Origin of the sequence: Limnohabitans sp. DM1, assembly GCF_001269385.1 — a bacterium.
Classification (GTDB): Bacteria; Pseudomonadota; Gammaproteobacteria; order Burkholderiales; family Burkholderiaceae_C; genus Limnohabitans_A.
The window spans coordinates 1-21,178 of sequence record NZ_CXOO01000021.1; the positions used below are offsets into that span (position 1 = coordinate 1).

At 60.6% G+C, this 21,178-nt stretch carries 22 protein-coding genes; 6 read left to right on the forward strand and 16 right to left on the reverse strand.

Translation table 11 applies throughout. The features are described from left to right. A partial coding sequence (locus AMM33_RS07540) for a transposase (protein ID WP_194945322.1) occupies positions 1-390 on the forward strand: 390 nt, incomplete at its 5' end. A gap of 120 nt (positions 391-510) precedes the next feature. On the opposite strand, the gene AMM33_RS07545 is transcribed toward AMM33_RS07540, so the two are convergent. The 6 genes from AMM33_RS07545 to AMM33_RS07570 all read right to left on the reverse strand — a co-directional run bounded on the left by AMM33_RS07545 (position 511) and on the right by AMM33_RS07570 (position 7,343). Next, on the reverse strand, positions 511-819 hold the full coding sequence (locus AMM33_RS07545) for a c-type cytochrome (protein WP_090140072.1): 309 nt from the start codon (positions 817-819) through the stop codon (positions 511-513). Positions 820-987: 168 nt separating this feature from the next. Continuing rightward, positions 988-1,368, reverse strand: a complete 381-nt coding sequence (locus AMM33_RS07550) for a rhodanese-like domain-containing protein (protein WP_090140074.1) — start codon at positions 1,366-1,368, stop codon at positions 988-990. Between the two features lie 29 nt (positions 1,369-1,397). After that, positions 1,398-2,780, reverse strand: a complete 1,383-nt coding sequence (locus tag AMM33_RS07555; protein WP_090140077.1) for a TolC family protein — start codon at positions 2,778-2,780, stop codon at positions 1,398-1,400. Positions 2,781-2,798: 18 nt separating this feature from the next. Further along, positions 2,799-3,008, reverse strand: coding sequence for a YgaP family membrane protein (locus AMM33_RS07560; protein ID WP_090140080.1), 210 nt, complete (start codon positions 3,006-3,008; stop codon positions 2,799-2,801). 31 nt (positions 3,009-3,039) lie between these two features. Then, positions 3,040-6,255, reverse strand: a complete 3,216-nt coding sequence (locus AMM33_RS07565) for an efflux RND transporter permease subunit (RefSeq protein WP_090140082.1) — start codon at positions 6,253-6,255, stop codon at positions 3,040-3,042. Positions 6,256-6,266: 11 nt separating this feature from the next. Further along, positions 6,267-7,343, reverse strand: a complete 1,077-nt coding sequence (locus AMM33_RS07570) for an efflux RND transporter periplasmic adaptor subunit (RefSeq protein WP_090140084.1) — start codon at positions 7,341-7,343, stop codon at positions 6,267-6,269. A 134-nt stretch (positions 7,344-7,477) separates the two neighbouring features. Between AMM33_RS07570 and AMM33_RS07575 the strand changes: the two genes are divergently transcribed. Next, positions 7,478-7,813, forward strand: coding sequence for an ArsR/SmtB family transcription factor (locus AMM33_RS07575; RefSeq protein WP_090140086.1), 336 nt, complete (start codon positions 7,478-7,480; stop codon positions 7,811-7,813). Positions 7,814-7,950: 137 nt separating this feature from the next. Here AMM33_RS07575 and AMM33_RS07580 read toward each other — a convergent pair whose 3' ends face one another. Together AMM33_RS07580 and AMM33_RS07585 are read right to left on the reverse strand one after the other, a co-directional pair. Continuing rightward, positions 7,951-8,400: an OsmC family protein gene (locus AMM33_RS07580; RefSeq protein ID WP_090140148.1), complete on the reverse strand. Its 450-nt coding sequence runs from the start codon at positions 8,398-8,400 to the stop codon at positions 7,951-7,953. A 189-nt stretch (positions 8,401-8,589) separates the two neighbouring features. Next, positions 8,590-9,024 (reverse strand): rhodanese-like domain-containing protein, encoded by a 435-nt coding sequence (locus AMM33_RS07585; RefSeq protein WP_090140088.1) that lies wholly within the window; start codon positions 9,022-9,024, stop codon positions 8,590-8,592. A 212-nt stretch (positions 9,025-9,236) separates the two neighbouring features. On the opposite strand from AMM33_RS07585, the gene AMM33_RS07590 reads away from it, so the two are divergent. The 4 genes from AMM33_RS07590 (at position 9,237) to AMM33_RS07605 (ending at position 12,229) form a co-directional block, all read left to right on the forward strand. Further along, the gene (locus AMM33_RS07590; RefSeq protein WP_090140090.1) at positions 9,237-10,166 is read left to right on the forward strand and encodes a ZIP family metal transporter; all 930 of its coding nucleotides are present in this window, start codon (positions 9,237-9,239) and stop codon (positions 10,164-10,166) included. A 26-nt stretch (positions 10,167-10,192) separates the two neighbouring features. Then, entirely contained in the window at positions 10,193-10,666 is a 474-nt protein-coding gene (locus AMM33_RS07595) for a Dps family protein (RefSeq protein WP_090140092.1), read from the forward strand. A gap of 210 nt (positions 10,667-10,876) precedes the next feature. After that, complete coding sequence (locus tag AMM33_RS07600) at positions 10,877-11,386, forward strand: demethoxyubiquinone hydroxylase family protein (protein ID WP_090140093.1); 510 nt, start codon at positions 10,877-10,879, stop codon at positions 11,384-11,386. A gap of 222 nt (positions 11,387-11,608) precedes the next feature. Continuing rightward, entirely contained in the window at positions 11,609-12,229 is a 621-nt protein-coding gene (locus AMM33_RS07605; RefSeq protein ID WP_090140095.1) for a class I SAM-dependent methyltransferase, read from the forward strand. On the opposite strand, the gene AMM33_RS07610 is transcribed toward AMM33_RS07605, so the two are convergent. The 8 genes from AMM33_RS07610 to AMM33_RS07645 form a co-directional block, all read right to left on the reverse strand. Continuing rightward, positions 12,148-12,636: an RrF2 family transcriptional regulator gene (locus AMM33_RS07610; protein WP_194945323.1), complete on the reverse strand. Its 489-nt coding sequence runs from the start codon at positions 12,634-12,636 to the stop codon at positions 12,148-12,150. The genes AMM33_RS07605 and AMM33_RS07610 overlap by 82 nt on opposite strands. 228 nt (positions 12,637-12,864) lie before the next feature. After that, entirely contained in the window at positions 12,865-13,905 is a 1,041-nt protein-coding gene (fba, locus tag AMM33_RS07615; protein WP_090140100.1) for a class II fructose-bisphosphate aldolase, read from the reverse strand. A 36-nt stretch (positions 13,906-13,941) separates the two neighbouring features. Next, positions 13,942-15,150 carry a phosphoglycerate kinase gene (locus AMM33_RS07620; protein WP_090140103.1) on the reverse strand — a complete coding sequence of 403 codons (1,209 nt, stop codon included), beginning with the start codon at positions 15,148-15,150 and terminating at the stop codon, positions 13,942-13,944. Continuing rightward, positions 15,147-16,163, reverse strand: a complete 1,017-nt coding sequence (gene gap / locus AMM33_RS07625; protein ID WP_090140150.1) for a type I glyceraldehyde-3-phosphate dehydrogenase — start codon at positions 16,161-16,163, stop codon at positions 15,147-15,149. The genes AMM33_RS07620 and gap overlap by 4 nt, the downstream gene beginning before the upstream one ends. Before the next feature lie 135 nt (positions 16,164-16,298). Beyond that, positions 16,299-16,964 (reverse strand): phosphoglycolate phosphatase, encoded by a 666-nt coding sequence (gene gph / locus AMM33_RS07630; RefSeq protein ID WP_090140105.1) that lies wholly within the window; start codon positions 16,962-16,964, stop codon positions 16,299-16,301. Positions 16,965-16,992: 28 nt separating this feature from the next. Continuing rightward, the gene (tkt, locus tag AMM33_RS07635; RefSeq protein ID WP_228768005.1) at positions 16,993-19,098 is read right to left on the reverse strand and encodes a transketolase; all 2,106 of its coding nucleotides are present in this window, start codon (positions 19,096-19,098) and stop codon (positions 16,993-16,995) included. A gap of 17 nt (positions 19,099-19,115) precedes the next feature. Then, positions 19,116-20,000 (reverse strand): phosphoribulokinase, encoded by an 885-nt coding sequence (locus tag AMM33_RS07640; protein ID WP_090140107.1) that lies wholly within the window; start codon positions 19,998-20,000, stop codon positions 19,116-19,118. A 76-nt stretch (positions 20,001-20,076) separates the two neighbouring features. Next, positions 20,077-21,174, reverse strand: coding sequence for a class 1 fructose-bisphosphatase (locus AMM33_RS07645; RefSeq protein ID WP_090140110.1), 1,098 nt, complete (start codon positions 21,172-21,174; stop codon positions 20,077-20,079). Between the last annotated feature and the right edge of the window lie 4 nt (positions 21,175-21,178).

Genomic DNA, 21,178 nt, shown 5'->3' on the forward strand with positions numbered 1-21,178 from the left:
GAACTGGATGCGTTGATGGCCAAGATGACCGTCAAACGCACGGCCAGGGCGTGGTCCTACAAAGAGCAGTTGCGTGAGATCCTTGATCGAAAGCAGATCAACGTTGTGCGAACCATGCTGGATCACTGGTGCACATGCGTGATGCGCTCCAAGGTCGAACCGATGAAGGACGTTGCCAAGATGATCCGCGCTCATATGGAAGGCATCGTGGCCTGGGCGCAGACACGCCAGACCAACGGATTCCTCGAAGCCATCAACGGTTTGTTCCAGGCATCCAAGCGTCGTGCGCGTGGGTTTACGCGAATCACAACGATCAAGACTGTCATCTTCTTGATCGCCGGGAGACTCGACTTCCACGCTATCAATCCTCATGCTGGGCAACCCACTTGAAATTCATCAGAGCCAAAAAAGCCGCTCAAGGGCGAACCCCTGAGCGGCAAAAAAAAGCCACGAGTACCAATCGAGCTTTCTAAATCATTCAATTTTCATCAAGCCTGTCAAGGCTTGCGTTCATTTGGCACCGGCCAAAATCCAGGTGGCCAAAGTCAGCGCGTCGGCGTCGCTCAAAGCCGCCTGTGCAGGCATGGGTACAGGACCCCACTTGCCCGAACCACCGGCCTTGATGCTCTTGGCCAAAGTCGCTGCGGCGTCTTTTTGGCCGCCATATTTTTTGGCCACGTCCTGATAAGAAGGGCCGACCAGTTTCTTGTCCACCGCGTGGCAAGCCATGCAGGCGTTTTTCTTGGCCATGTCCAAGTTGGCAAAAGCGGGGGAAGAAGCCAGCGCTGCGACAGCGGTAACAGCAAAAATCAATTTCATGAGAACTCCAAATGGGGGGTTTAAATATAACCAGACGCTAATTTAACCGAAATCAACTCGTCTTTGTGCTCAACCGAGGTGGTTTTGCCTTGGGGATTTTACTGAGTGCACCCCTGCAAAAACACCCCAAACATTTGCAAAGCCTTGCCGCTGACGCGGCCATCAGGCTCAACCAAAACTGGGTTCTTCAGGCTTGACCAGCGTTTTGCCTGCGGCAGCCCAGGCATCAAAACCACCCGCAATGGAGCTGACATTCAGGTAACCCATGGCTTGCATGGTTTGCGCGGCCAATGCAGCGCGGCCGCTGGTTTTGCAGTAAAGCACCACCTTCAAGTCGCGCCCAGACAAGGCGGGCGTGCCGCTGAGCTTGAACTCGAGCAAGCCCCTGGGGACCAGCACCGCGCCGGGCAAATGGCCAGCGGCAAACTCGTCAGCTTCCCGCACGTCGATCAGTACATCAGCTTGGCGAATGGCATCTTCTGCATCTGCCATCGTAACTTCGTGAATGGCGGCTTTGGCCTGCATCACCAGATCCTGGGCGTTTTTCATGCTTTATCTCTTTCGTTAAAAACTGGATGTCAAGGCTGCAATTGCGCGTTCAGCGTTTGCAGGCTTTGCACCGACAGGCTGCCGGTCAAGGCATCGAGTTGCATGCGGGTGCTGAGCAATTCGGTTTGTGCACGCAACCAAGCCAACTCGGCTTGGGCCGCGTCGTTTTCAGCTTGCAACAATTCGAGCGTGGTGCGGTCTCCCACTTGCCGCCCCAGACGGGTGGCGTCCAGGCGCGCTGTGCTGGCTTTCCATGCCGCTTGCATGGCCGACAAACGGGCGGGGCCGGTTTGCAGCACCAACCATACAGAACGGGCTTGTTGCTGCGCTTGTTGCAGGGCCATGTCGGCTTCAGCCGCCGCTTGGGCCTGCGCACTCAGCGCCTCTTGCAGTTTGGCGCTGCGCCAACCGCCTGTGTACAAAGGCACATTCAGGCTCAATCCCAGCATTTGCTGGTTTTGCATGTTGGACGATGTCCCAAAGTCACCCTCGCCGCTCAAACGGTCGCGTCCAAGGGAAGCGACCAAGTCCAGCGTGACGCCGCCACTGCGCGCGTGCTTTTTGAGCTCTTGGCGGGCCACATCGTGTTGGGCTTTTTTCAGCAGCACGCCTGTATTGGCTTGTTGCACTTGGGCCAGCACCTGCTCCAAAGAAGGCACAGTAGACGCTGGCGCCTCGGCTTTGGGCGCTTGCAGCTTCAAAGCGTCTGCACTCAAGCGCGTGGAGTCAGCCAGCACGCTGCGGGCCATGTGCACTTCGCTGTCTGCGGCCAACAGTTGCGCTTGCAAACCGGCGGCACGGGCCGTGGCCTCGTGCGTATCGGTCACTGGCAAGTCGCCCAAGGCAAAACGGTCTTGCACTTCGGTCAGCGATCGGCTCACAGCCGCATGTTGGCTTTTCAAGACCTGCTGCTGGCGCTCGGCCAGCAGCAGATTGAAATACCGTTGCACCGTGAGCAGCATGAACTGTTGCTGGGCCAGGTCGGCACGCAGTTCGGCCACGCCCGCTGCGGTGTGCAGCTGGGCTTGTTGGGCCTGACGCTCGGGGCTGTACAGCGGCTGCTTGGCCTGCAATGACCAACGAGTGGAGGTGGCGGCGTTGGCAGAGGTTGCGAAGTTCCCTGACATGGGTGGTCCACCCATCGAAAACTGCGCACCCTGCGTGCTGGTATCCGCCGACATACCACCCACCGTGGCGCTGCCCATCAGCACAGGCCGCCACAAGGCTTTGGCCTGATCTTCAAAGGCTTGCACCGATGAGCGTGTGGCGGCGACCACCTGCATTTGGGGGTCGTGCTGGCGCGCTTTTTCCCAAGTTTGCAGCAGATCCAGGGCTTGCGCGGATGGAGCGGCCAGCAAGGCCGCCAGCACCCAGCCGCTCAGGGGCCGGGGTTTGAACAGTGGGGTGCGCATGTCGTTGATGCCGTCTGTTCAGCAACCACGCTCAACGCCCAGCTTGCTCAAAATGGACTCCATCAGGCACCACTTGGTCAGCGCGCTTTGGAACAAATTGACACCCACAAAAGCTGTGAAGGCCAGCCACCACTCGCTCACAAAAACGGGACTGCCTTGCACGCCCAAAGCCAAAGACAACAAGACAAAAAAGCCAGCGAGCAAACGAACGATTTGCCAAGATTTCATGATTCAAACTCCAAAGGGTTAAAGAAAAAACTCAAGCGCCGTACTTTTTGCGGTACGCCACGTAATACAAAGTCGGGATGACGACCAGCGTCAACACCGTGGACACGAAGATGCCAAAGATCAGCGAAATGGCCAGGCCGTTGAAGATCGGGTCGTCCACGATGAAGAAGGCCCCGATCATGGCCGCCAGGCCCGTGAGCATGATGGGCTGGGCGCGGGTGATGGCCGACTGCACAATCGCCCGCTTGAAGTCCATGCCGCCTTGCACCTGCAGGTTGATGAAGTCCACCAACAAGATCGAGTTGCGCACGATGATGCCCGCCAGCGCGATCATGCCGATCATGCTGGTGGCGGTGTATTGCGCGTGCAGCAAGGCGTGGCCTGGCATCACGCCAATGATGGTCAGCGGGATCGGTGCCATGATGATGAGAGGCGTGAGGTAAGAGCCAAACTGCGCCACCACCAGCAAATAGATCAGGATCAGACCCACACCATAGGCCGCGCCCATGTCGCGAAAGGTCTCATACGTGATTTGCGACTCGCCATCCCACTTGATGCTGTAGCCGCGCCAGGCGTCGTCGGGCTGGTGGATGAAGTACTCTTCAATCCGCTCACCGTCCGGGCCTTTGATCTGCGCAATGTCGCCGCGCATCTTGAACAGGCCGTACAAAGGGCTGTCCACCTTACCGGCCATGTCGGCATTGACGAAATTCACGGGCAGCATGTCTTTGTGGATGACGGGCTGCTCACGCAGAGTGTCACTCACGGTGACCAGCTCGCGCATGGCCACCACCTTGCCCGTGGCGCTTTTCACGCCCAGCTGCAGCAAGGCATCCAGATCGCCATGCAACTGCTCGGGCAGCTGAATCAAGGCGGGCACCGGGTACTTGCTGCCGTCATGCAAATACGTGACAGACTCGCCCGCCAAACCGGCACGCAAGGTGGTCACGATGGCTTGTTGTGACACACCCAACACGGCCGCTTTGCGGCGGTCCACCAGCAGCAGCTTGCGCGGTGCATCGGCAATCGAGCTGTCATCGATGTCCACCACACCTTCGGTCTTTTCGAACACGGCGCGCACCAACTTGGCCACTTGGCGACGGCCTTCGGCATCGGGCCCATAAATCTCGGCCACGATGGGCGACATCACGGGCGGGCCTGGTGGCACTTCGACCACCTTGACGTTGGCACCGTGCTTGCGACCGATCTCTTGCAAGGCCGGACGCACACGCGTGGCAATCACATGGCTCTTGTCGCTGCGATCGGACTTGCCCACCAGATTCACCTGAATATCGCCCAGCTCAGCGCCTGCACGCAGGTAGTACTGGCGCACCAGACCGTTGAAGTTGATGGGCGAAGCTGTGCCCACGTAGGCTTGGTAATGCATGACCTCGGGCACGGTGGCCAAGTGGCCGCCCAGCTCGCGCATCACGGCAGCGGTTTTCTCAAGCGGTGTGCCCGCAGGCATGTCCACCACGACCTGAAACTCCGACTTGTCGTCAAAGGGCAGCATCTTGAGCATGACCAAACCCGTGGCGGGCAAAACCAAAGACAAGGCAATCAGACCGGCCACACCCAGCCCCAGCAGCTTGCGGTTGCGCCCACCGGTGCGGGTGTCGAGCAAGGGTTTGAAGATTTTTTCGAACACAGGTTCGAGCTTGGCGCTCAGACCGCTGTGCCCGCCTGCCGCGTCATGCGCATGACCCGAAGACGGCTTCATCCACATGCCCGACAACCAGGGCGTGATGACAAAGGCAATGGCCAGCGACAACAACATGCCCAAGCTGGCATTGATCGGGATCGGGCTCATGTAGGGGCCCATCAAGCCGCTCACAAACGCCATGGGCAACAAAGCCGCGATCACGGTGAAGGTGGCCAAGATGGTGGGGCCACCGACTTCGTCCACCGCACCGGGGATGATCTCGCGGATGCTCTTGCCCGGGTAGAGCTGCTGGTGGCGGTGGATGTTCTCCACCACCACGATCGCGTCGTCCACCAAAATGCCGATGGAAAAGATCAAGGCAAACAGCGACACGCGGTTGAGCGTGAAGCCCCAGGCCCAAGAGGCGAACAAAGTCGCCGTCAGCGTCAAGATGACCGCCACGCCGACGATAGCAGCTTCGCGGCGACCCAGCGCCATGAACACCAGCGCCACCACCGAAGCGGTGGCAAACAGCAACTTCTGAATCAGTTTTTGTGCCTTGTCGTTGGCGGTTTCACCGTAGTTGCGGGTCTCCACCACCTGCACGTTGTCAGGGATCACGGTGCCCTGCAGCTTCTCGACGCGGCTCTTGACGCCATTGGCCACATCGATGGCGTTTTCGCCCGATTTTTTGGTGATCGACAGCGTCACGGCGGCAAACTCTTCGCCGCCATTTTGGGCGTTGTTGCCGTGCCAGACATAACGCTCAGCCGGCATGGGGCCGTCTTTCACGTCAGCCACGTCTTTCAAAAAGACGGGCTTGCCCTGCACCACTTGCACGACCAAATCGGCCACGTCGCTGGCTTGCGCGAGGTGTGGGCCGGCTTCGATGGCCACGCTCTGGTTGGCACCCAACAACTCACCGACTGGCAAGCCGAGGTTGGCCGACTGCAAGGCCATGCGCAAGTCGTGCACCGTGACACCCGAGCCGTTCATGCGCTGCGGGTCGATCTGCACCAGCACCGCGCGGCGCGGGCCGCCAATGGTGACCACATCGCGGGTACCGGGCACGCGCTTGATGTCGGCCTCGATGCTGTGCGCCACGCGCTCCAGATCAAAGGCGCTCACGTCTGCGGTTTTGCCATGCAAGGTCAGGGATACGATGGGCACATCGTCGATGCCCTTGGGCTTGATCAAAGGCTCAGGCAGACCCAGGTTGCGGGGCAACCAGTCGGCGTTTTCGCGGATGGTGTCGTGCAACTTGACCAGCGCCTCGGTGCGCGGCACGCCCACCTTGAACTGCACGGTCAAGATGGCCACGCCGGGGCGAGAGACCGAATACACATGCTCGACACCCGCGATCTTGGATAGCACCTGCTCGGCCGGGATCGCCACCATTTGCTCCACATCGCGCACCGACGCACCTGGGAACGGCGCGATGACGTTGGCCATGGTCACGTTGATTTGCGGCTCTTCTTCGCGAGGCGTCACCATCACGGCAAACACGCCCAGCAAAAACGCCACCAGCGCCAGCAAGGGCGTGATCTGCGCACTCTGGAAGGCCGCTGCAATGCGGCCTGAAATGCCCATTTTTTGCTCGCTCATGGGGTTCGCTTTCAGAGTTTCTTGCCAAGGCTGGCGGGCTCGGTCACCACCTGCTCACCCGCGCTCACACCGGACAGCACCTCGACGGTCTGGCCCGCGGTGCGCCCCAAGCGCACTTGGCGCAAACGCGGTTTACCCTGTGCGTCCATCACGTACACACCGGTCATCTCGGCGCGGCGCACGATGGCTGTGAGCGGCAAGAAGACGCGGCCTCCTTGAGCTGCATCCTTGGTACCGTTCTGGGCCGCAACGCTGGCTGAGCTGCCAGGTACCCAAACCCGAGCGAACATGCCGGGCACCAAGCCCTCAACGCCCGCGGGCAATGCCACACGCAACTGTGCGGTGTGCGTCACCGGGTCTACAGAAGGCATCAGTTGCACGCTGGCCGCTGCCACGCTGGTGTGGCCCGCGATCTCGTAACGCACCGATTTCAACTGGTTGCGAACACCTTGAATCATCGACTGCGGCACGGCTGCACTCACGCGCAAAGCCGAGGGGTCGTGCAAGGTCACCAAGGGGCGGCCCGGCATGGCCATGTCGCCCAAGGTGACGGGCACATCGGACACCACGCCATTAAAAGGGGCACGCACGCTGAAGAAACCCGTCTGGGTTTGGGCCGCGCGGGTTTGGGCTTGTTGGGCCTGCACCTGGGCCTGAGCGGCTTCGTACTGAGCTTGGGCGCGTTCAAGTGCGCCCTGGCTGATGTATTGCTTTTGGAAGAGTTGCTTTTGGCGGTCCAGCTCTTTGCTGGCCACGCGCAAATTGGCCTGCGAGGCTTCGAGCTGGGCGCTGCTGCCCGCCACATTTTGCTGGGCAGCGCTGGCATCGATGCGCAGCAACTCCTGGCCGGCCCGCACCCGGTCACCGGCCTTCACGTTCAAACTGACAATGGCCCCGGGGACCTGGGCTGACAAAGTGGCCTGGCGCACCGCCTCGACCACAGCATCCAGGCTGACCTCTTGAGCTCCTGCCGCACTGGCTTGGGCGGCCACACTTTTGACCGCTGCCGCATCGGCATTGGCCCAAACAGGGGCAGTGCCCAAGCCTGTGAGTGTGATGGCCGTAGCCAAAAGAAATCGTCTGTTCATCAAAGCATCTCCATCAAACCATTAGGCTTACACGTTTGGTTGTTTGCGCACATGCGTAATGATACAATCAAATTCAACGGCTCGTCAAACATTCTCTGATGACTGACGTCCTTACAATGTGATGTGGAGCACCCATGAAAGATTTGCCAGCCAAAGCACTCGATCAGATTGCCGCCTATTTCCAGGCGCTGTCGGAGCCCACACGCCTGAAAATCCTGAATTTGCTGCGTGATGCCGAACACAATGTGGGCGAATTGGCGCAGCTCAGCGGCTATTCGGCAGCCAACGTCTCACGCCACCTTTCTTACCTGGCGCAGCACGGCATCGTCGCCCGAGAAAGCCGGGGTGCAAGCGTGTTCTACAAAGTAAGCGACCCCTCCATCTACGCGCTGTGCGATCTGGTCTGCGCCAACATCGCCCGGCAGTACGAACAATCTTCCAGCGACCGGGCCATGTTCACACCGCTGTGAACCTTTCGCCAGCCTGCAAAGTTGTCGATTCGACCGGCTGCGGTTTCAAGCGCCAAACCATGGACTCCTGGTCAGCGCCCCATCTGATAACGACCTGCTGAATCCCAATCGCCTGAGACCAGCACCGTCAAAAGTCCTCAGGATTTGAGCACCACCCCATCGGCATCGAGCACCCGAACTTGAATCGGGATGCCCTGCCCCACGCTTTGGGTGACGGTACAAAAACCTTCAAACTGGCCGAGCACACGGTCAAGTTGCTCCAGCTGGGCGGCACTCACCCCCAAGTGCAAAGTGGCCACCATCTCCAGCACGCGCATGCGGCCATCGCCATTGCGGCCCACCTGGGCTTGCACCTCGCAGCGCAAAGGCTCGGGCGCTTGCTTGAATTTGCGCAAGGCAAACAACAGCGAATCGCTCAGGCAATTGCCCACCGCCGCACACAGCAATTGCACGGGTGATGGCCCCAGGCCCGTGCCCAATGGTGCAGGCTCATCGCTGGTCAGCACGGGCACGCTGTCGTCAAAACGGATGTCGAAGCGGTAATCTTGCTGCTGGGTCAGCGTGACCGAAATCAGTTTTTCGCTCATGACGCAGCTCTGCTTCGGCGGCATTCCTTGCTGCCTTGCATCAAGCCGGGGTGGCCAAATGTGCTCATGGGACTTACCTTTCCTGGGGTGGCTACAAACTGAATGCAAGCCGGGTGCATTGGGACGCACCGAATGGCCTTGTATAAATTTCAGTCTATGTCTCCAGTTCTAGCCGCGACTTGCCTTACATCAAGACTTGGGCGCTCCCACAAGGTCTTGCGGCTTGACCATAGGCCAGCCGCGCTTGGCCCACTCGCTCATGCCGCCGTTCACGTAACGGATGTTGGTGAAGCCCTGCTCTTGCAGCGCCTCGGTCACAGCGCGCGAGCGGTTTTGGGTGTTGCAAATCAACAACACTGGCTGATCGGCTTGCTTGGGGATCTCGGCCACGCGCTGCGCCACCTGGCTCATGGGCAGCAAGACCACACCTTGCGCCACGCCTGTGGCGTGTTCTTGCGATTCACGGATGTCGATCATCAAAACCTGGCCCGCCTCGTGTTCTGCGCGGGCTTGCTCCAGCGACACATTGGGCAGTGCTGCTTCGGGGCTACAAGCTTGCAGCAACAAAGACGACACACCCAAGACGATCAACACCCCGAACCGACGCGACAAGCGAGCAAACATGTGAACCCTTTAAATATCAGTCCTTCATTATATTTATTCGCAAATGCCCATGGACCGACCGCAAGGCGGGCCGCCGAACAGACAAGTGATCGATCTACAGTTTGAATGGCGACATCCGTTCATAGCTTTTGGCTAAAGATAGATTAAATAAAACAAAATTCAATTTTGATTTATTAAGACTATTATTCACCCATTGAACGAACAACACGAACATGATCACCCTTCCACACTCCCCACGGCCCTGGCCCCATTTGCTGGCTCAGCACGCTCGCCAACGCCCTCGGATCTTGCTGGGCTTGGGCATCGCCTTGACGGGCATATTGGTCTTGCTGCTGCAAGGTCAGGTCTGGCTGGCCCAGGCCACACAACACGAGGTGGTGCGCTGGGCCTTGTGGGGCGGCAGCGCGGGCCTGGCTGCCACCACTCTCGGGGCTTTGCCCGCTGTTTTACTGAAACGCCTGAAAGCCCAGCACGAAGACGCCATGCTGGGCATGGCGGCGGGCATGATGCTGGCCGCTGCGGCTTTTTCTCTGCTGCTGCCCGGCATCGCAGCGGGCACCCAACTGACGGGCCATGCCTTCACAGGCGCTGGCCTGGTGGTGATGGGCATGGGCTTGGGCGTCTTGCTCATGCTGGGGCTGGACGCATTCACGCCCCACGAACACGACAAAACCGGCCCCTGCGGCCCCGGCCATGAACGCTGCCAGCGCGTGTGGTTGTTCGTCATGGCGGTGGCCATCCACAACCTGCCCGAAGGCATGGCCGTGGGGGTGGGGTTTGCGCAAGGCGACTTGTCGGTGGGCCTGCCATTGGCCACGGCCATCGCCTTGCAAGACATCCCCGAAGGCCTGGCGGTGGCCATGACTTTGCGGGCCATCGGCACCCCAGCCTGGAAGGCCGTGGGCATAGCTGCCTTGGGCGGCTTGCTTGAACCCATTGGCGCCCTGATCGGCGTCAGCTTGGTGGGCAACTCGGCGCTGGCTTATCCTGTGGGCTTGGGCCTTGCCGCTGGTGCCATGCTGTTTGTGGTTTCACACGAAGTGATTCCCGAAACCCACCGCAACGGCCACCAAACCACCGCCACCCTGGGCCTGATGGCAGGCTTTGCGCTCATGATGGTGCTGGACACCAGCTTGGGCTGACCATTTTTCAACCAAAAGGAAACACCATGAAAATCGACATTGGCATCTCTGAATCGCACCGCCAGGCCATCACCGAGGGCTTGAGCCACTTGCTGGCCGACACCTACACGCTGTACATGACCACGCACAACTTCCACTGGAACGTGACCGGCCCCATGTTCAACAGCCTGCACGACATGTTCATGCTGCAGTACACCGAGCTGTGGAACGCGGTGGACCCCATTGCCGAGCGCATCCGCTCACTGGGCCACCCAGCGCCAGGCTCGTATGCCCAGTTTGCCAAGCTCAGCTCGCTGCCCGACGCACCCGCCCTGCCCCCCAAAGCCCTGCAGATGGTCGCCATCCTGGCGCAAGGTCACGAGGCCGTGGCCCGCACCGCACGCGGTTTGTACGAAGTGGTGGAACAAGCCAAAGACGAGCCCAGCGCCGACTTGCTGACGCAGCGTATCGCCGTGCACGAGCAAACCGCCTGGATGTTGCGCAGCTTGCTCGAAGAGTGAAGCGCACAGGCCGGGGCAGCCAGCACCGGCCAGCGTGCCATGCAGCCGGGCGGTGTTCACACACGCATCAACACCGATGCACCCCGGCGGCTCAGGGACAAGGTTTGACCGATAGGATGCACCTCCGGGTCGAAACTCGACCGCCATGCCATCCCTGCCGTGAAAAACCCTGCACCTCCTGAACATCCTTCAAACAAGCTGTCGAGGCACATGGTGCGCGAACTGCGCTCGGACCACGCAGGCGAGGCCGGCGCGGTCTACATTTACAAAGGCATCACGGCCGTGGCCCGCTGGCGGCAAGACGCTCAATTGCTGACCTTTGCCCACCAGCACGGCGACACCGAAGCGGACCACTTGCGCCTGCTCGAAGCATGGTTGCCCGCTTATCGTCCCAGCCGCTTGCTGCTGCTCTGGCGCATGGCGGGTTGGCTGACCGGGGCGCTGCCCGCGCTGTTTGGCCGCCGCGCCGTCTACGGCACCATCGCTGCGGTCGAGACCTTTGTGGACGTGCATTACCAACAGCAAATAGACCACCTGCAGGTGCACGGCGGCCCCGAAGGCCTGCTGCCCTTGTTGCAGCACTGCCAAGCCGACGAACAGCACCACCGCGACGAGGCCGCAGCCCTGGCAGGCTCGCACACCCCTTGGCTCTTGCACCTGTGGTGTTCGGTGGTCGGATCGGGATCGGCCTTTGCTGTGGTGCTGGCGCGGCGCATTTGAAGCCTCTGTCGCCTGATCAACAAGACCCGCACACCAGCCCATGCCATGGCCATCAGCGTGCGTCGTCCTGGACAAAGGCAGGACGCCAGGTGTTGTGCGGACAATTCGCCGACATGGACAGGCTTGCGGGTTAGGGGCTGCGCTGGCCTGATCCATCAGCCGTGACCAATATACTTAACCCCCCTCTGGCACCCTGCGCCTCTTCATTTTCAGGACACACCGATGAGCCATTTTCAAAACCCCCAAGAGACCTGGAACCAACGCTTTGCCGCTGAGCACTATGTGTTTGGCGAGGCGCCCAACGCCTATTTGCAATCACAAGCGGCGCACCTGTCGCCCGGCAATGCGCTGGCCGTGGCCGATGGCGAGGGCCGCAACGGTGTGTGGCTGGCCCAGCAAGGCCTGCAGGTCGATGCCTTTGATTTTTCGGACAACGCCCTCTGCAAAGCCCAGGCCCTGGCCCAAAGCCGACAAGTGCAAGTCCATTGTGTCTGCAGCGACTGGCAGTCATTTGACTGGCGGCCAGCGCATTACGACAACGTGGTGGGCATCTTTTTCCAATTCGCCACGCCCGAAGAGCGCGGCCCCCTGTTTGCACGCATGCTGGACAGCCTCAAGCCCGGTGGCACCCTGATCATCCAGGGCTACACGCCGCGTCAACTGGACTTCAACACGGGCGGCCCCGGCAAACTGGCGCACCTCTACGACGAAACCCTGATGCTGGATGCCTTCGGCGATCTGGACATCCTGGACCTGCGCACCTACGAGGCAGAGATTGCCGAAGGCACGGGCCACCAAGGCATGTCAGGCTTGTTGGGCCTGACGGCACGCAAGCCGCGTTGAGCGTTGCGCGTTTGCCGTTGGGCGTCTTCCAACCGTTGCGCACCCAGCAACTGGCGCAGGCTGATGCCCTGCAGTTCTTGGTGTATTTTTTGGTTCAATTGTTGCCACAAACGGTCACTCACCAAAAAATCTTGTGTCGCCCTCAAGCCAGCCTCTGCCGGCTCCATGGCCAAAACAATATCGGCCACACTGATTTTTTCTGACGCCATGGCCAGGCAATAGCCACCGCCTGGGCCTCGTGTACTGTCCACCAAATGAGATCGGCGCAACTTGCTGAACACTTGTTCCAGCCGCGTGGTCGATATGTCGTGCCGTGACTGGATGGCCGCCAAAGACACAGGGCCCTCGTGCTCATGCAGACCGACTTCCATCAAGACGGTCACCGCCAACTGGCTGTCTTTGCTCATCCGCATCACCAGCCACCTTGTGTGCGGGTGGACAGGCGTGTGTTGCCGGGCAGATGCTCAGCCAGCTCACGAGTGCGCATGAATGATCTCCTGTTCAGGGGTGTAGGAATTGTTCAAAAAAGGGGGGCTCCTGTGAAGAAGCCCCCCAATCAGGGCATGTGTACCAAACACACCCTTAACCACAACCCTCAACTATATAAGAAATTACTTAATTAGCCTTGATCTGCCTCAATTACCGTAACGCGAGGCCATGACATCCAGACTTACGGGGCGAATTTTGTGGGCTTGTCCGGTGCAACCAAAGGCTTCAAAACGGGCCTTCACAATCCCCGCTGCCGCTTTTTTCGCAGCGGCCAAGGCTTTGCGTGGATCGAACTCCGAGGGCTGCTGCGCAAACAACTGGCGCATGGCACCGGTCATGGCCAGTCGGATGTCGGTGTCGATGTTGACCTTGCGCACACCGCTTTGGATGCCGCGCACGATCTCTTCAACCGGCACGCCATAGGTTTCCTTGATGTCACCGCCGTATTGGCGAATGATCTGCAACCACTCTTGCGGCACGCTGGAGCTGCCGTGCATCACCAAATGCGTGTTGGGAAGGGCGGCATGGATGGCGGCAATGCGGTCCATGGCCAAGATATCGCCTGTGGGCGGACGGGTGAACTTGTAGGCACCGTGGCTGGTGCCAATGGCGATGGCCAGGGCATCCACCCCGGTTTGGGCCACAAAGTCCTTGGCCTGCACGGGGTCGGTCAGCATCTGGTCATGGCTGAGTTTGCCCTCGGCCCCCACACCGTCTTCTTCGCCCGCTTCGCCGGTTTCCAGCGAGCCGAGGCAGCCCAATTCACCCTCGACCGACACACCCACGGCGTGGGCCATCTCGCAGACCTTTTGCGTCACGTCCACGTTGTACTCGTAGCTGGCGGGCGTCTTGGCGTCGGCCATGAGCGAGCCGTCCATCATCACGCTCGAAAAGCCCGAACGGATGGACTGCTGGCACTGGGCGGGCGTGGCCCCGTGGTCTTGGTGCAAGACCACCGGAATGTCGGGGTGTGTCTCGATGGCGGCCAGCACCAAGTGGCGCAAATATGCCTCTCCCGCGTATTTGCGGGCCCCGGCCGAAGCTTGCAAGATGACCGGGCTGTCGGTGGCTTGCGCCGCCTCCATGATGGCCTGCACTTGTTCGAGGTTGTTGACGTTGAAAGCGGGAATGCCGTAGCCGAATTCGGCCGCGTGGTCGAGGACCTGGCGCAATGAAACCAATGCCATGAGGGGGCTCCTTGAAAAGTAAAAAATGAAAAGAGGTCAGTCCGCCGCTGCGCGTCGGCTCAAAATTTCGATGGCGGGCAAGGTCTTGCCTTCGAGGATCTCGAGGAATGCACCACCGCCGGTCGAGATGTAGCCCACCTGCTTTTCGATGCCGTACTTGGCAATCGCCGCCAGCGTGTCGCCGCCACCCGCGATGCTGAAGGCGTCAGACTCGGCAATCGCCTGGGCGATGACCTTGGTGCCATTGGCGAACTGGTCGAACTCGAACACACCCACCGGGCCGTTCCAGACGATGGTGCCCGCCTGCTTGAGTTGCGCAGCCAGTTTGGCGGCGGTCTCGGGGCCAATGTCCAAAATCATGTCGTCGTCGGCCACCTCGGTGGCTTTTTTCACGGTGGCCACGGCGTCGGCTGCAAAAGTTTTGGCCACCACCACATCGGTCGGGATCGGCACTTCAGCGCCCCGGGCCTTCATGGCTTCAATGACCGCTTTGGCCTCATCCACCAAATCCGCTTCGGCCAGGCTCTTGCCGATCTTCAGACCCGCCGCCAGCATGAAAGTGTTGGCAATGCCACCGCCCACGATGAGCTGGTCCACGTTTTTGGACAAGCTTTTCAGGATGGTCAACTTGGTAGACACCTTGGAGCCCGCCACGATGGCGGCCAGAGGGCGCTTCGGGTTGGCCAGGGCCTGCGTGATGGCGTCGATCTCGGCGGCCAGCAAGGGGCCAGCGCAGGCGATGGGGGCAAACTGGGCGATGCCATAGGTCGTGCCTTCGGCGCGGTGCGCAGTGCCAAAGGCGTCGTTCACGTAGATGTCGCACAGCTGCGCCATTTGGCGGGCCAGGTCTTCGCTGTTCTTTTTCTCACCTTTGTTGAAGCGGCAGTTTTCGAGCAACACGACCTGGCCGGGCTGCACATCCACACCACCGACCCAGTTGGCGACCAGCGGCACCCCATTTTCATAAGGGTGGCCGAGCAACTCGCCCAAGCTCTTGGCCACCGGGGCCAGAGAGTCTTCAGGCTTGAACTCGCCCTCGATCGGTCGCCCCAAGTGCGATGTCACCATCACGGCAGCGCCAGCGTCCAGCGCCATCTGGATGCAGGGCACGCTGGCGCGGATGCGGGTGTCTTCGGTGATGCTGCCGTCGTCGGCTTGTGGCACGTTCAGGTCGGCACGGATGAACACGCGACGGTTTTCGGCAAAGCCGCTTTTGACCACATCGGCAAAACGCAAAACTTTCATCGCGCACCTCCTGATTGGCCGGACACCACACGGGCCATTTCCAGGCACTTGTTGGAGTAACCCCATTCGTTGTCGTACCAGGCCATCAGCTTCACAAAGGTGCTGTCGAGCGCCATGCCCGCTTCGGCGTCGAACACACTGGTGCAAATCTCGCCCCGGAAATCAGTCGACACCACTTTGGCTTCGGTGTAACCCAACACGCGCTTCAAAGCCCCTTGGCTTTGCGCCTTCATTTCGGCGCAAATTTCGGCATAGGTGGCGGGCGAGGCCAACTCCACCGTCAAATCGACCAGCGACACATCGCTGGTGGGCACCCGCACCGACACGCCCGTGAGCTTGCCCTTGATCTCGGGAATCACCACACCCACGGCCTTGGCTGCGCCCGTGCTGCTGGGGATGATGTTTTCCAGAATACCGCGACCGCCGCGCCAGTCCTTGTTGCTCGGGCCGTCCACGGTTTTTTGGGTGGCGGTGGCCGCGTGCACGGTGGTCATCAGGCCGCGCCGGATGCCCCATTTGTCGTTGAGCACCTTGGCCAAAGGGGCCAATGCGTTGGTGGTGCAGCTGGCATTGCTGATGATGGCTTGGCCCGCATAGCTGGCGTGATTCACGCCAAACACAAACATGGGCGTATCGTCTTTCGACGGGGCCGAAATCACCACCTTTTGGGCGCCTGCTGCCAGGTGCTTGCCCGCACCTTCTTTGTCGAGGAACAAGCCTGTGGCTTCGATCACCAAGTCTGCGCCGACCTCGTTCCACTTCAGGTTGGCCGGGTCGCGCTCTTGTGTCAGGCGGATGCGTTGGCCGTTCACGACCAGGGTATTGCCTTCAACGTTCACGTCGCCGTCAAAACGGCCATGCACGCTGTCGTATTGCAGCATGTAGGCCAGGTACTCGGGCTCCAGCAGGTCATTGATGGCGACGATCTCAACGTCGTCAAAATTTTGCAACGCCGCTCGGAACACCATGCGGCCAATGCGGCCAAAACCATTGATGCCAATTTTTGTGCTCATGTCAGTCTCTTTCATTCTTCAAACAGTGAATTTCGAATGTGCGGGAAGTGAGATTTCTGTAGGCGCTCGCCTTGTGGGCCATGGTTTAAAAGGCGTGTGCCTCGCCCATCGCCCACGGGGTGGGCTCCTACAAAATCACAGCAATGCCGAAAAATCCTCGATCACGCGGTCGGGCGCACAGGCGTGCACCGACTCGCCCATGTTGTAGCCATAAGGCAGCAACCAGACTGGCACACCCGCGTTTCGGGCGGTGGCTGCGTCGATCGACGAATCCCCCACAAACAACGCTTGTGTGGCCTTCAGGTCCCAACGCTTCAAGCAGTCCACCACGCTGGTGGGATCGGGTTTTTTGACCGGGAAGGAATCGCCACTGACCACCACGTCGAAAGCTTCGTGCAGCCCGTGTACGCGCAGCACCGTGTCGGTGTAGCGGCCTTCCTTGTTGGTCACCACCGCCAGCTTGCAACCGCGCCCGCGCAGCGCCGCGAGCACTTCGCGCACCTGCGGGTACAGGTGGCTGCGTGTGCCACAACGGTCTTGGTAGTAGCGGTCAAAAATCGGCAGCGCCTGCTTCAGGTCGGCCCCTTGCCTCACCGCGGCCACCGGGGTCTGGGTGACGCTGGCCAGCGCCTGAATCAACAGCTCTTTGGTGCCGTGTCCGATCCAGTCGTTGACTTGTTGCTGCGACACCTCGGGCCAATCGAAGTAGCGCAAGGTGTCGTTCACCGCGTCGGCAATTTCGGGCGCGGTTTCTACCAAGGTGCCGTCGAGGTCAAAGAAATAGGCTTGTGGAGTTGGCATTTTTTTCGCTCTTTAAAAGGCTCTCGGCTCAATTGTCGGAAGGCACGATGTGCGCGGGCAGGGCTTGGGCCTGGCGGTGGGTGTGGCGGTGCACCAAGGTGCGCACAGCTTCACACACACGTTCGGTGGTGATGCCAAAGTGTGCGTACAAAGCCGGGGCCGGGGCCGATTCGCCAAAGCTGGCGATGCCGATCACCATGCCGGTGCGGCCCACGTATTTGCGCCAGAAGTCAGGGTGCGCGGCTTCCACCGCCACGGTGGGCAAACCCAGCGGCAAAACCATGTCCTGGTAGGCCTCGCTTTGCCGGTCAAACACGTTGGTGCAAGGCATGGACACCACCCGTGTGGCCACACCTTGGGTGGCCAGTTCGGCTTGCGCTTTCATGGCCAAAGAGGTCTCGGACCCTGTGGCCACGATGATGGCTTGGGCCCCCGGCATGTCGCTCAGGATGTAACCGCCCTGGCGCACCTTGGCCGCATCGGCGGCATCGGTCAGCAGCTGAGGCAAGTTCTGGCGCGACAGCGCCAAGGCGCTCGGGCCGTCCCGGCGCTCCACCGAACAGGCCCAGGCCACGGCGGTTTCCAGGCCATCGGCTGGCCGCCACACATCCAGCCCCGGGATGATGCGCAAGCTGGGCACATGCTCCACGCTTTGGTGCGTGGGGCCGTCTTCGCCCAGGCCAATCGAGTCGTGCGTGAAGACGTGGATCACGCGCTTTTTCATGAGCGCTGCCATGCGAATGGCATTGCGCGAATAGTCTGAGAACGTGAGGAAAGTGCCGCCATACGGGATGTAACCCCCATGCAGCGCCATGCCGTTCATGATGGCGGCCATGCCAAATTCGCGCACGCCGTACGAGAGGTGGTTGCCCCAGGTGTCGCGGCCGGCTTTGGTACAGGTCTTGAAGTTGGTCAGGTTCGAGCCCGTGAGGTCGGCGCTGCCGCCAAAAAACTCGGGCAACAAGGGAGCCAGCACATCGAGCGCGTTCTGGCTGGCTTTGCGGGTGGCCACGGCATCGGGCTTGGCCACGATGGCGGCCAAGGCTTTTTCCAGACCCTGGCCGTAGGCCTCACCCAAGTCGCCTTTCATGCGGCGCTCATATTCAGCCGCCTCTTGCGGGTAGCGGTTTTGGTAGGCGGCAAAGCGCTCGCGCCATTGGCTTTCGGCGCGTGTGCCCCTTTCGCGGGCATCCCAAGCACTGGCCACATCGGCAGGCACCTCAAAGGGCGCATAAGGCCAGTTCAGCGCTTCGCGGGTGGCGGCCATTTCGGCAGCGCCCAGCGCTGCGCCGTGCACATCGTGGGTGCCCGCCTTGTTGGGTGAGCCCATGCCGATCACGGTTTGGCAGCAGATCAGCGTGGGCTTGCCGTTGGGGCTGTGGGCTTGCGCCTTGGCCGCTTCGATGGCGGCGTGCACCGCTTGCGGGTCATGCCCGTCCACTTTGGCGATCACGTTCCAGCCATAGGCTTCAAAGCGCTTGGGCGTGTCGTCGGTGAACCAGCCTTCCACATGGCCGTCGATCGAGATGCCGTTGTCGTCGTACAGCGCCACCAGTTTGGACAAGCGCAAGGTACCCGCCAGCGAACAGGCCTCGTGGCTGATGCCTTCCATCAGGCAGCCATCGCCCAGGAACACATAGGTCATGTGGTCCACGATGTCCAGGCGCTGGCCGCCCTCCTCCCGGTTGAATTCATCGGCCAACATCTTTTCGGCCAAGGCCATACCCACGCCGTTGGTGATGCCTTGGCCCAAGGGGCCGGTGGTGGTTTCCACGCCAGGGGTGATGTCCACTTCGGGGTGGCCGGGGGTCTTGCTGTGCAGCTGGCGGAACTTTTTCAACTCGTCCAAGGCCAGGTCGTAGCCTGTCAGGTGCAGCAAGGCATAAATCAGCATCGAGCCGTGGCCGTTGGACAACACAAAGCGGTCGCGGTCGGGCCACTGCGGGTTCAGCGGGTTGTGTTTCAGATGACGGTTCCACAGCACTTCGGCGATGTCGGCCATGCCCATGGGGGCGCCGGGGTGGCCAGACTTGGCGGCTTCTACGGCGTCAACGGCCAGCATGCGCACGGCGTTGGCCATGCGACGGGCCATCTCGGGGCTGGGGTGGGCGGATGTGTTTGCAGCGGTGTTCATGGGCTTGTTCCTCCGCTTCAAGCCTGGCCCAGAGCGCGTTTGCGGCGCTCCATCATTCGCCACACAAAGGGCGTGAAGATGAGTTGCATGGCGATTTCCATCTTGCCGCCGGGCACCACGATGGTGTTGGCACGGCTCATCCAGGAGTCGTTGATCATGTTGAGCAAGTAGGGAAAGTCGATGCCTTTGGGGTTGGCAAAACGGATCACCACCACGCTTTCATCGGCCGACGGAATGTCACGCGAGATGAAGGGGTTGGAGGTGTCGACCAAGGGCACACGCTGGAAGTTGACATGCGTGTGCTCGAACTGCGGCACGATGTAGTTCACATAGTCGGGCATGCGGCGCAAGATGGTGTCGGTCACCGCCTCGGTGCTGTAGCCGCGCTGGTGCTTGTCGCGCCAGAGTTTCTGAATCCACTCCAGGTTGATGACGGGCACCACACCCACGCGCAAGTCAGGGTGCTGCGCGATGTTGTGCTCGGGCGTGACCACGGCGCCGTGCAAGCCTTCGTAAAACAGCATGTCCGTGTCGTTCGGCAGGTCTTCCCAGGGTGTGAAGGTGCCGGGGTCTTGTTGGTACGGTGCGGCCTCTTCGGCGTTGTGCAGGTATTTGCGTGATTTGCCTTGGCCTGTGGCACCGTAGGTGCGAAACAGGTTTTCAATCTCACCAAACAAGTTGTTCTCGGCGCTGAAGTGGCTGAAATGTTTGTTGCCCTCTTTTTCTGCATCCGCGCCACGTTGCTTCATCTCTTTGCGGTCAAAGCGGTGAAAGCTGTCGCCTTCGATGATGGCCGCCTTCACACCTTCGCGGCGAAAGATGTTGGAAAACGTGCGTGTCACCGTCGAGGTGCCTGCGCCCGAAGAACCGGTGATGGCGATGATGGGGTGGCGTTCAGACATGGGGGTCTCCTTCTTTTAGAAGCATCGGGGCTGGCTTGTGGGGCCAGCCAGGTGCGTTGGCATGTAGGCGCAACACTCAGTCGCGAAAGAGGCTGCGTTCGACAAACAGCGGGGTAAAACTGTCTTGACGCGGGGGCTCGGCGTGGTAACGCTCGATGCGCTCGACCTCGTTTTTGGAGCCGAACACCAGGCCAATGCGCTGGTGCAAGCTGCTGGGTTGCACGCCCAGCATGGGAACCTGACCCGTGCTGGCACGGCCACCGGCTTGCTCCATGATGAAGCCCACCGGGTTGGCCTCATACAGCAGGCGAAGGCGACCCGGCTTGCTGGGGTCTTTGGTGTCTCGGGGGTACATGAACACGCCGCCACGCATCAAAATGCGGTGGGCTTCCGCCACCATGGAGGCGATCCAGCGCATGTTGAAGTCCTTGCCACGCGGGCCGGTTTTGCCGGCCAGGCACTCGTCCACATAGCGCTTGACCGGGGCTTCCCAAAAGCGGCTGTTGGAGGCGTTGATGGCGAACTCCTGGGTGTCTTCGGGCACGCGCAACTCGGGGTGGGTCAGCATGAACTCACCCATCACCGGGTCGAGTGTGAAACCGGCCACACCATTGCCCACGCTGAGCACCAGCATGGTGGTGGGGCCGTACAGCGCGTATCCTGCGGCCACTTGGGCGGCGCCCGGCTGGAAGAAATCGGCCTCGGTCAAAGGCCCACCTTCTGCGGTGGCGTCAGGCGCACGCAGCACACTGAAAATGCTGCCCACCGACACGTTCACGTCAATGTTGCTGGAGCCATCCAGCGGGTCAAACACCAGCAGGTATTTTCCACGGGGGTGTTGCGGTGGAATGTCGTAGGGCAAGTCCATCTCTTCAGACGCCATGCCCGCCAAATGACCACCCCACTCGTTCATGCGGATGAACAACTCGTTGCTCACCACGTCCAGCTTTTTCTGGGTCTCACCTTGCACGTTGATGCTGCCACCTGCATCGGCCGCGTGGTTACCGTACATGTCTGCCAAAGCGCCATAGGCGACCGATTTGGCGATGGCTTTGCAGGCCATGGCCACATCCAAAATCAAAGCATTGAAGTCACCACTGGCATCGGGAAAACGGCGACGCTCTTCGATCAGGTACTGCGTCAAGGTGGGCGTGGTGCGGGGGCTCAAGGACATGGGG

What these genes read in the sequence shown, in the direction of transcription:
- AMM33_RS07565 (WP_090140082.1), bottom strand. Translation starts at nt 6,255, where the DNA reads ATGAGCGAGCAAAAAATGGGCATTTCAGGCCGCATTGCAGCGGCCTTC.
- AMM33_RS07560 (WP_090140080.1), bottom strand. Translation starts at nt 3,008, where the DNA reads ATGAAATCTTGGCAAATCGTTCGTTTGCTCGCTGGCTTTTTTGTCTTG.
- AMM33_RS07605 (WP_090140095.1), top strand. Translation starts at nt 11,609, where the DNA reads ATGAGCCATTTTCAAAACCCCCAAGAGACCTGGAACCAACGCTTTGCC.
- tkt (WP_228768005.1), bottom strand. Translation starts at nt 19,098, where the DNA reads ATGAACACCGCTGCAAACACATCCGCCCACCCCAGCCCCGAGATGGCC.
- AMM33_RS07645 (WP_090140110.1), bottom strand. Translation starts at nt 21,174, where the DNA reads ATGTCCTTGAGCCCCCGCACCACGCCCACCTTGACGCAGTACCTGATC.
- AMM33_RS07570 (WP_090140084.1), bottom strand. Translation starts at nt 7,343, where the DNA reads ATGAACAGACGATTTCTTTTGGCTACGGCCATCACACTCACAGGCTTG.
- AMM33_RS07590 (WP_090140090.1), top strand. Translation starts at nt 9,237, where the DNA reads ATGATCACCCTTCCACACTCCCCACGGCCCTGGCCCCATTTGCTGGCT.
- AMM33_RS07610 (WP_194945323.1), bottom strand. Translation starts at nt 12,636, where the DNA reads ATGAGCAAAGACAGCCAGTTGGCGGTGACCGTCTTGATGGAAGTCGGT.
- AMM33_RS07550 (WP_090140074.1), bottom strand. Translation starts at nt 1,368, where the DNA reads ATGAAAAACGCCCAGGATCTGGTGATGCAGGCCAAAGCCGCCATTCAC.
- AMM33_RS07600 (WP_090140093.1), top strand. Translation starts at nt 10,877, where the DNA reads ATGGTGCGCGAACTGCGCTCGGACCACGCAGGCGAGGCCGGCGCGGTC.
- AMM33_RS07545 (WP_090140072.1), bottom strand. Translation starts at nt 819, where the DNA reads ATGAAATTGATTTTTGCTGTTACCGCTGTCGCAGCGCTGGCTTCTTCC.
- gph (WP_090140105.1), bottom strand. Translation starts at nt 16,964, where the DNA reads ATGCCAACTCCACAAGCCTATTTCTTTGACCTCGACGGCACCTTGGTA.
- AMM33_RS07595 (WP_090140092.1), top strand. Translation starts at nt 10,193, where the DNA reads ATGAAAATCGACATTGGCATCTCTGAATCGCACCGCCAGGCCATCACC.
- AMM33_RS07585 (WP_090140088.1), bottom strand. Translation starts at nt 9,024, where the DNA reads ATGTTTGCTCGCTTGTCGCGTCGGTTCGGGGTGTTGATCGTCTTGGGT.
- AMM33_RS07640 (WP_090140107.1), bottom strand. Translation starts at nt 20,000, where the DNA reads ATGTCTGAACGCCACCCCATCATCGCCATCACCGGTTCTTCGGGCGCA.
- AMM33_RS07620 (WP_090140103.1), bottom strand. Translation starts at nt 15,150, where the DNA reads ATGAAAGTTTTGCGTTTTGCCGATGTGGTCAAAAGCGGCTTTGCCGAA.
- AMM33_RS07580 (WP_090140148.1), bottom strand. Translation starts at nt 8,400, where the DNA reads ATGAGCGAAAAACTGATTTCGGTCACGCTGACCCAGCAGCAAGATTAC.
- AMM33_RS07555 (WP_090140077.1), bottom strand. Translation starts at nt 2,780, where the DNA reads ATGCGCACCCCACTGTTCAAACCCCGGCCCCTGAGCGGCTGGGTGCTG.
- AMM33_RS07575 (WP_090140086.1), top strand. Translation starts at nt 7,478, where the DNA reads ATGAAAGATTTGCCAGCCAAAGCACTCGATCAGATTGCCGCCTATTTC.
- fba (WP_090140100.1), bottom strand. Translation starts at nt 13,905, where the DNA reads ATGGCATTGGTTTCATTGCGCCAGGTCCTCGACCACGCGGCCGAATTC.
- gap (WP_090140150.1), bottom strand. Translation starts at nt 16,163, where the DNA reads ATGAGCACAAAAATTGGCATCAATGGTTTTGGCCGCATTGGCCGCATG.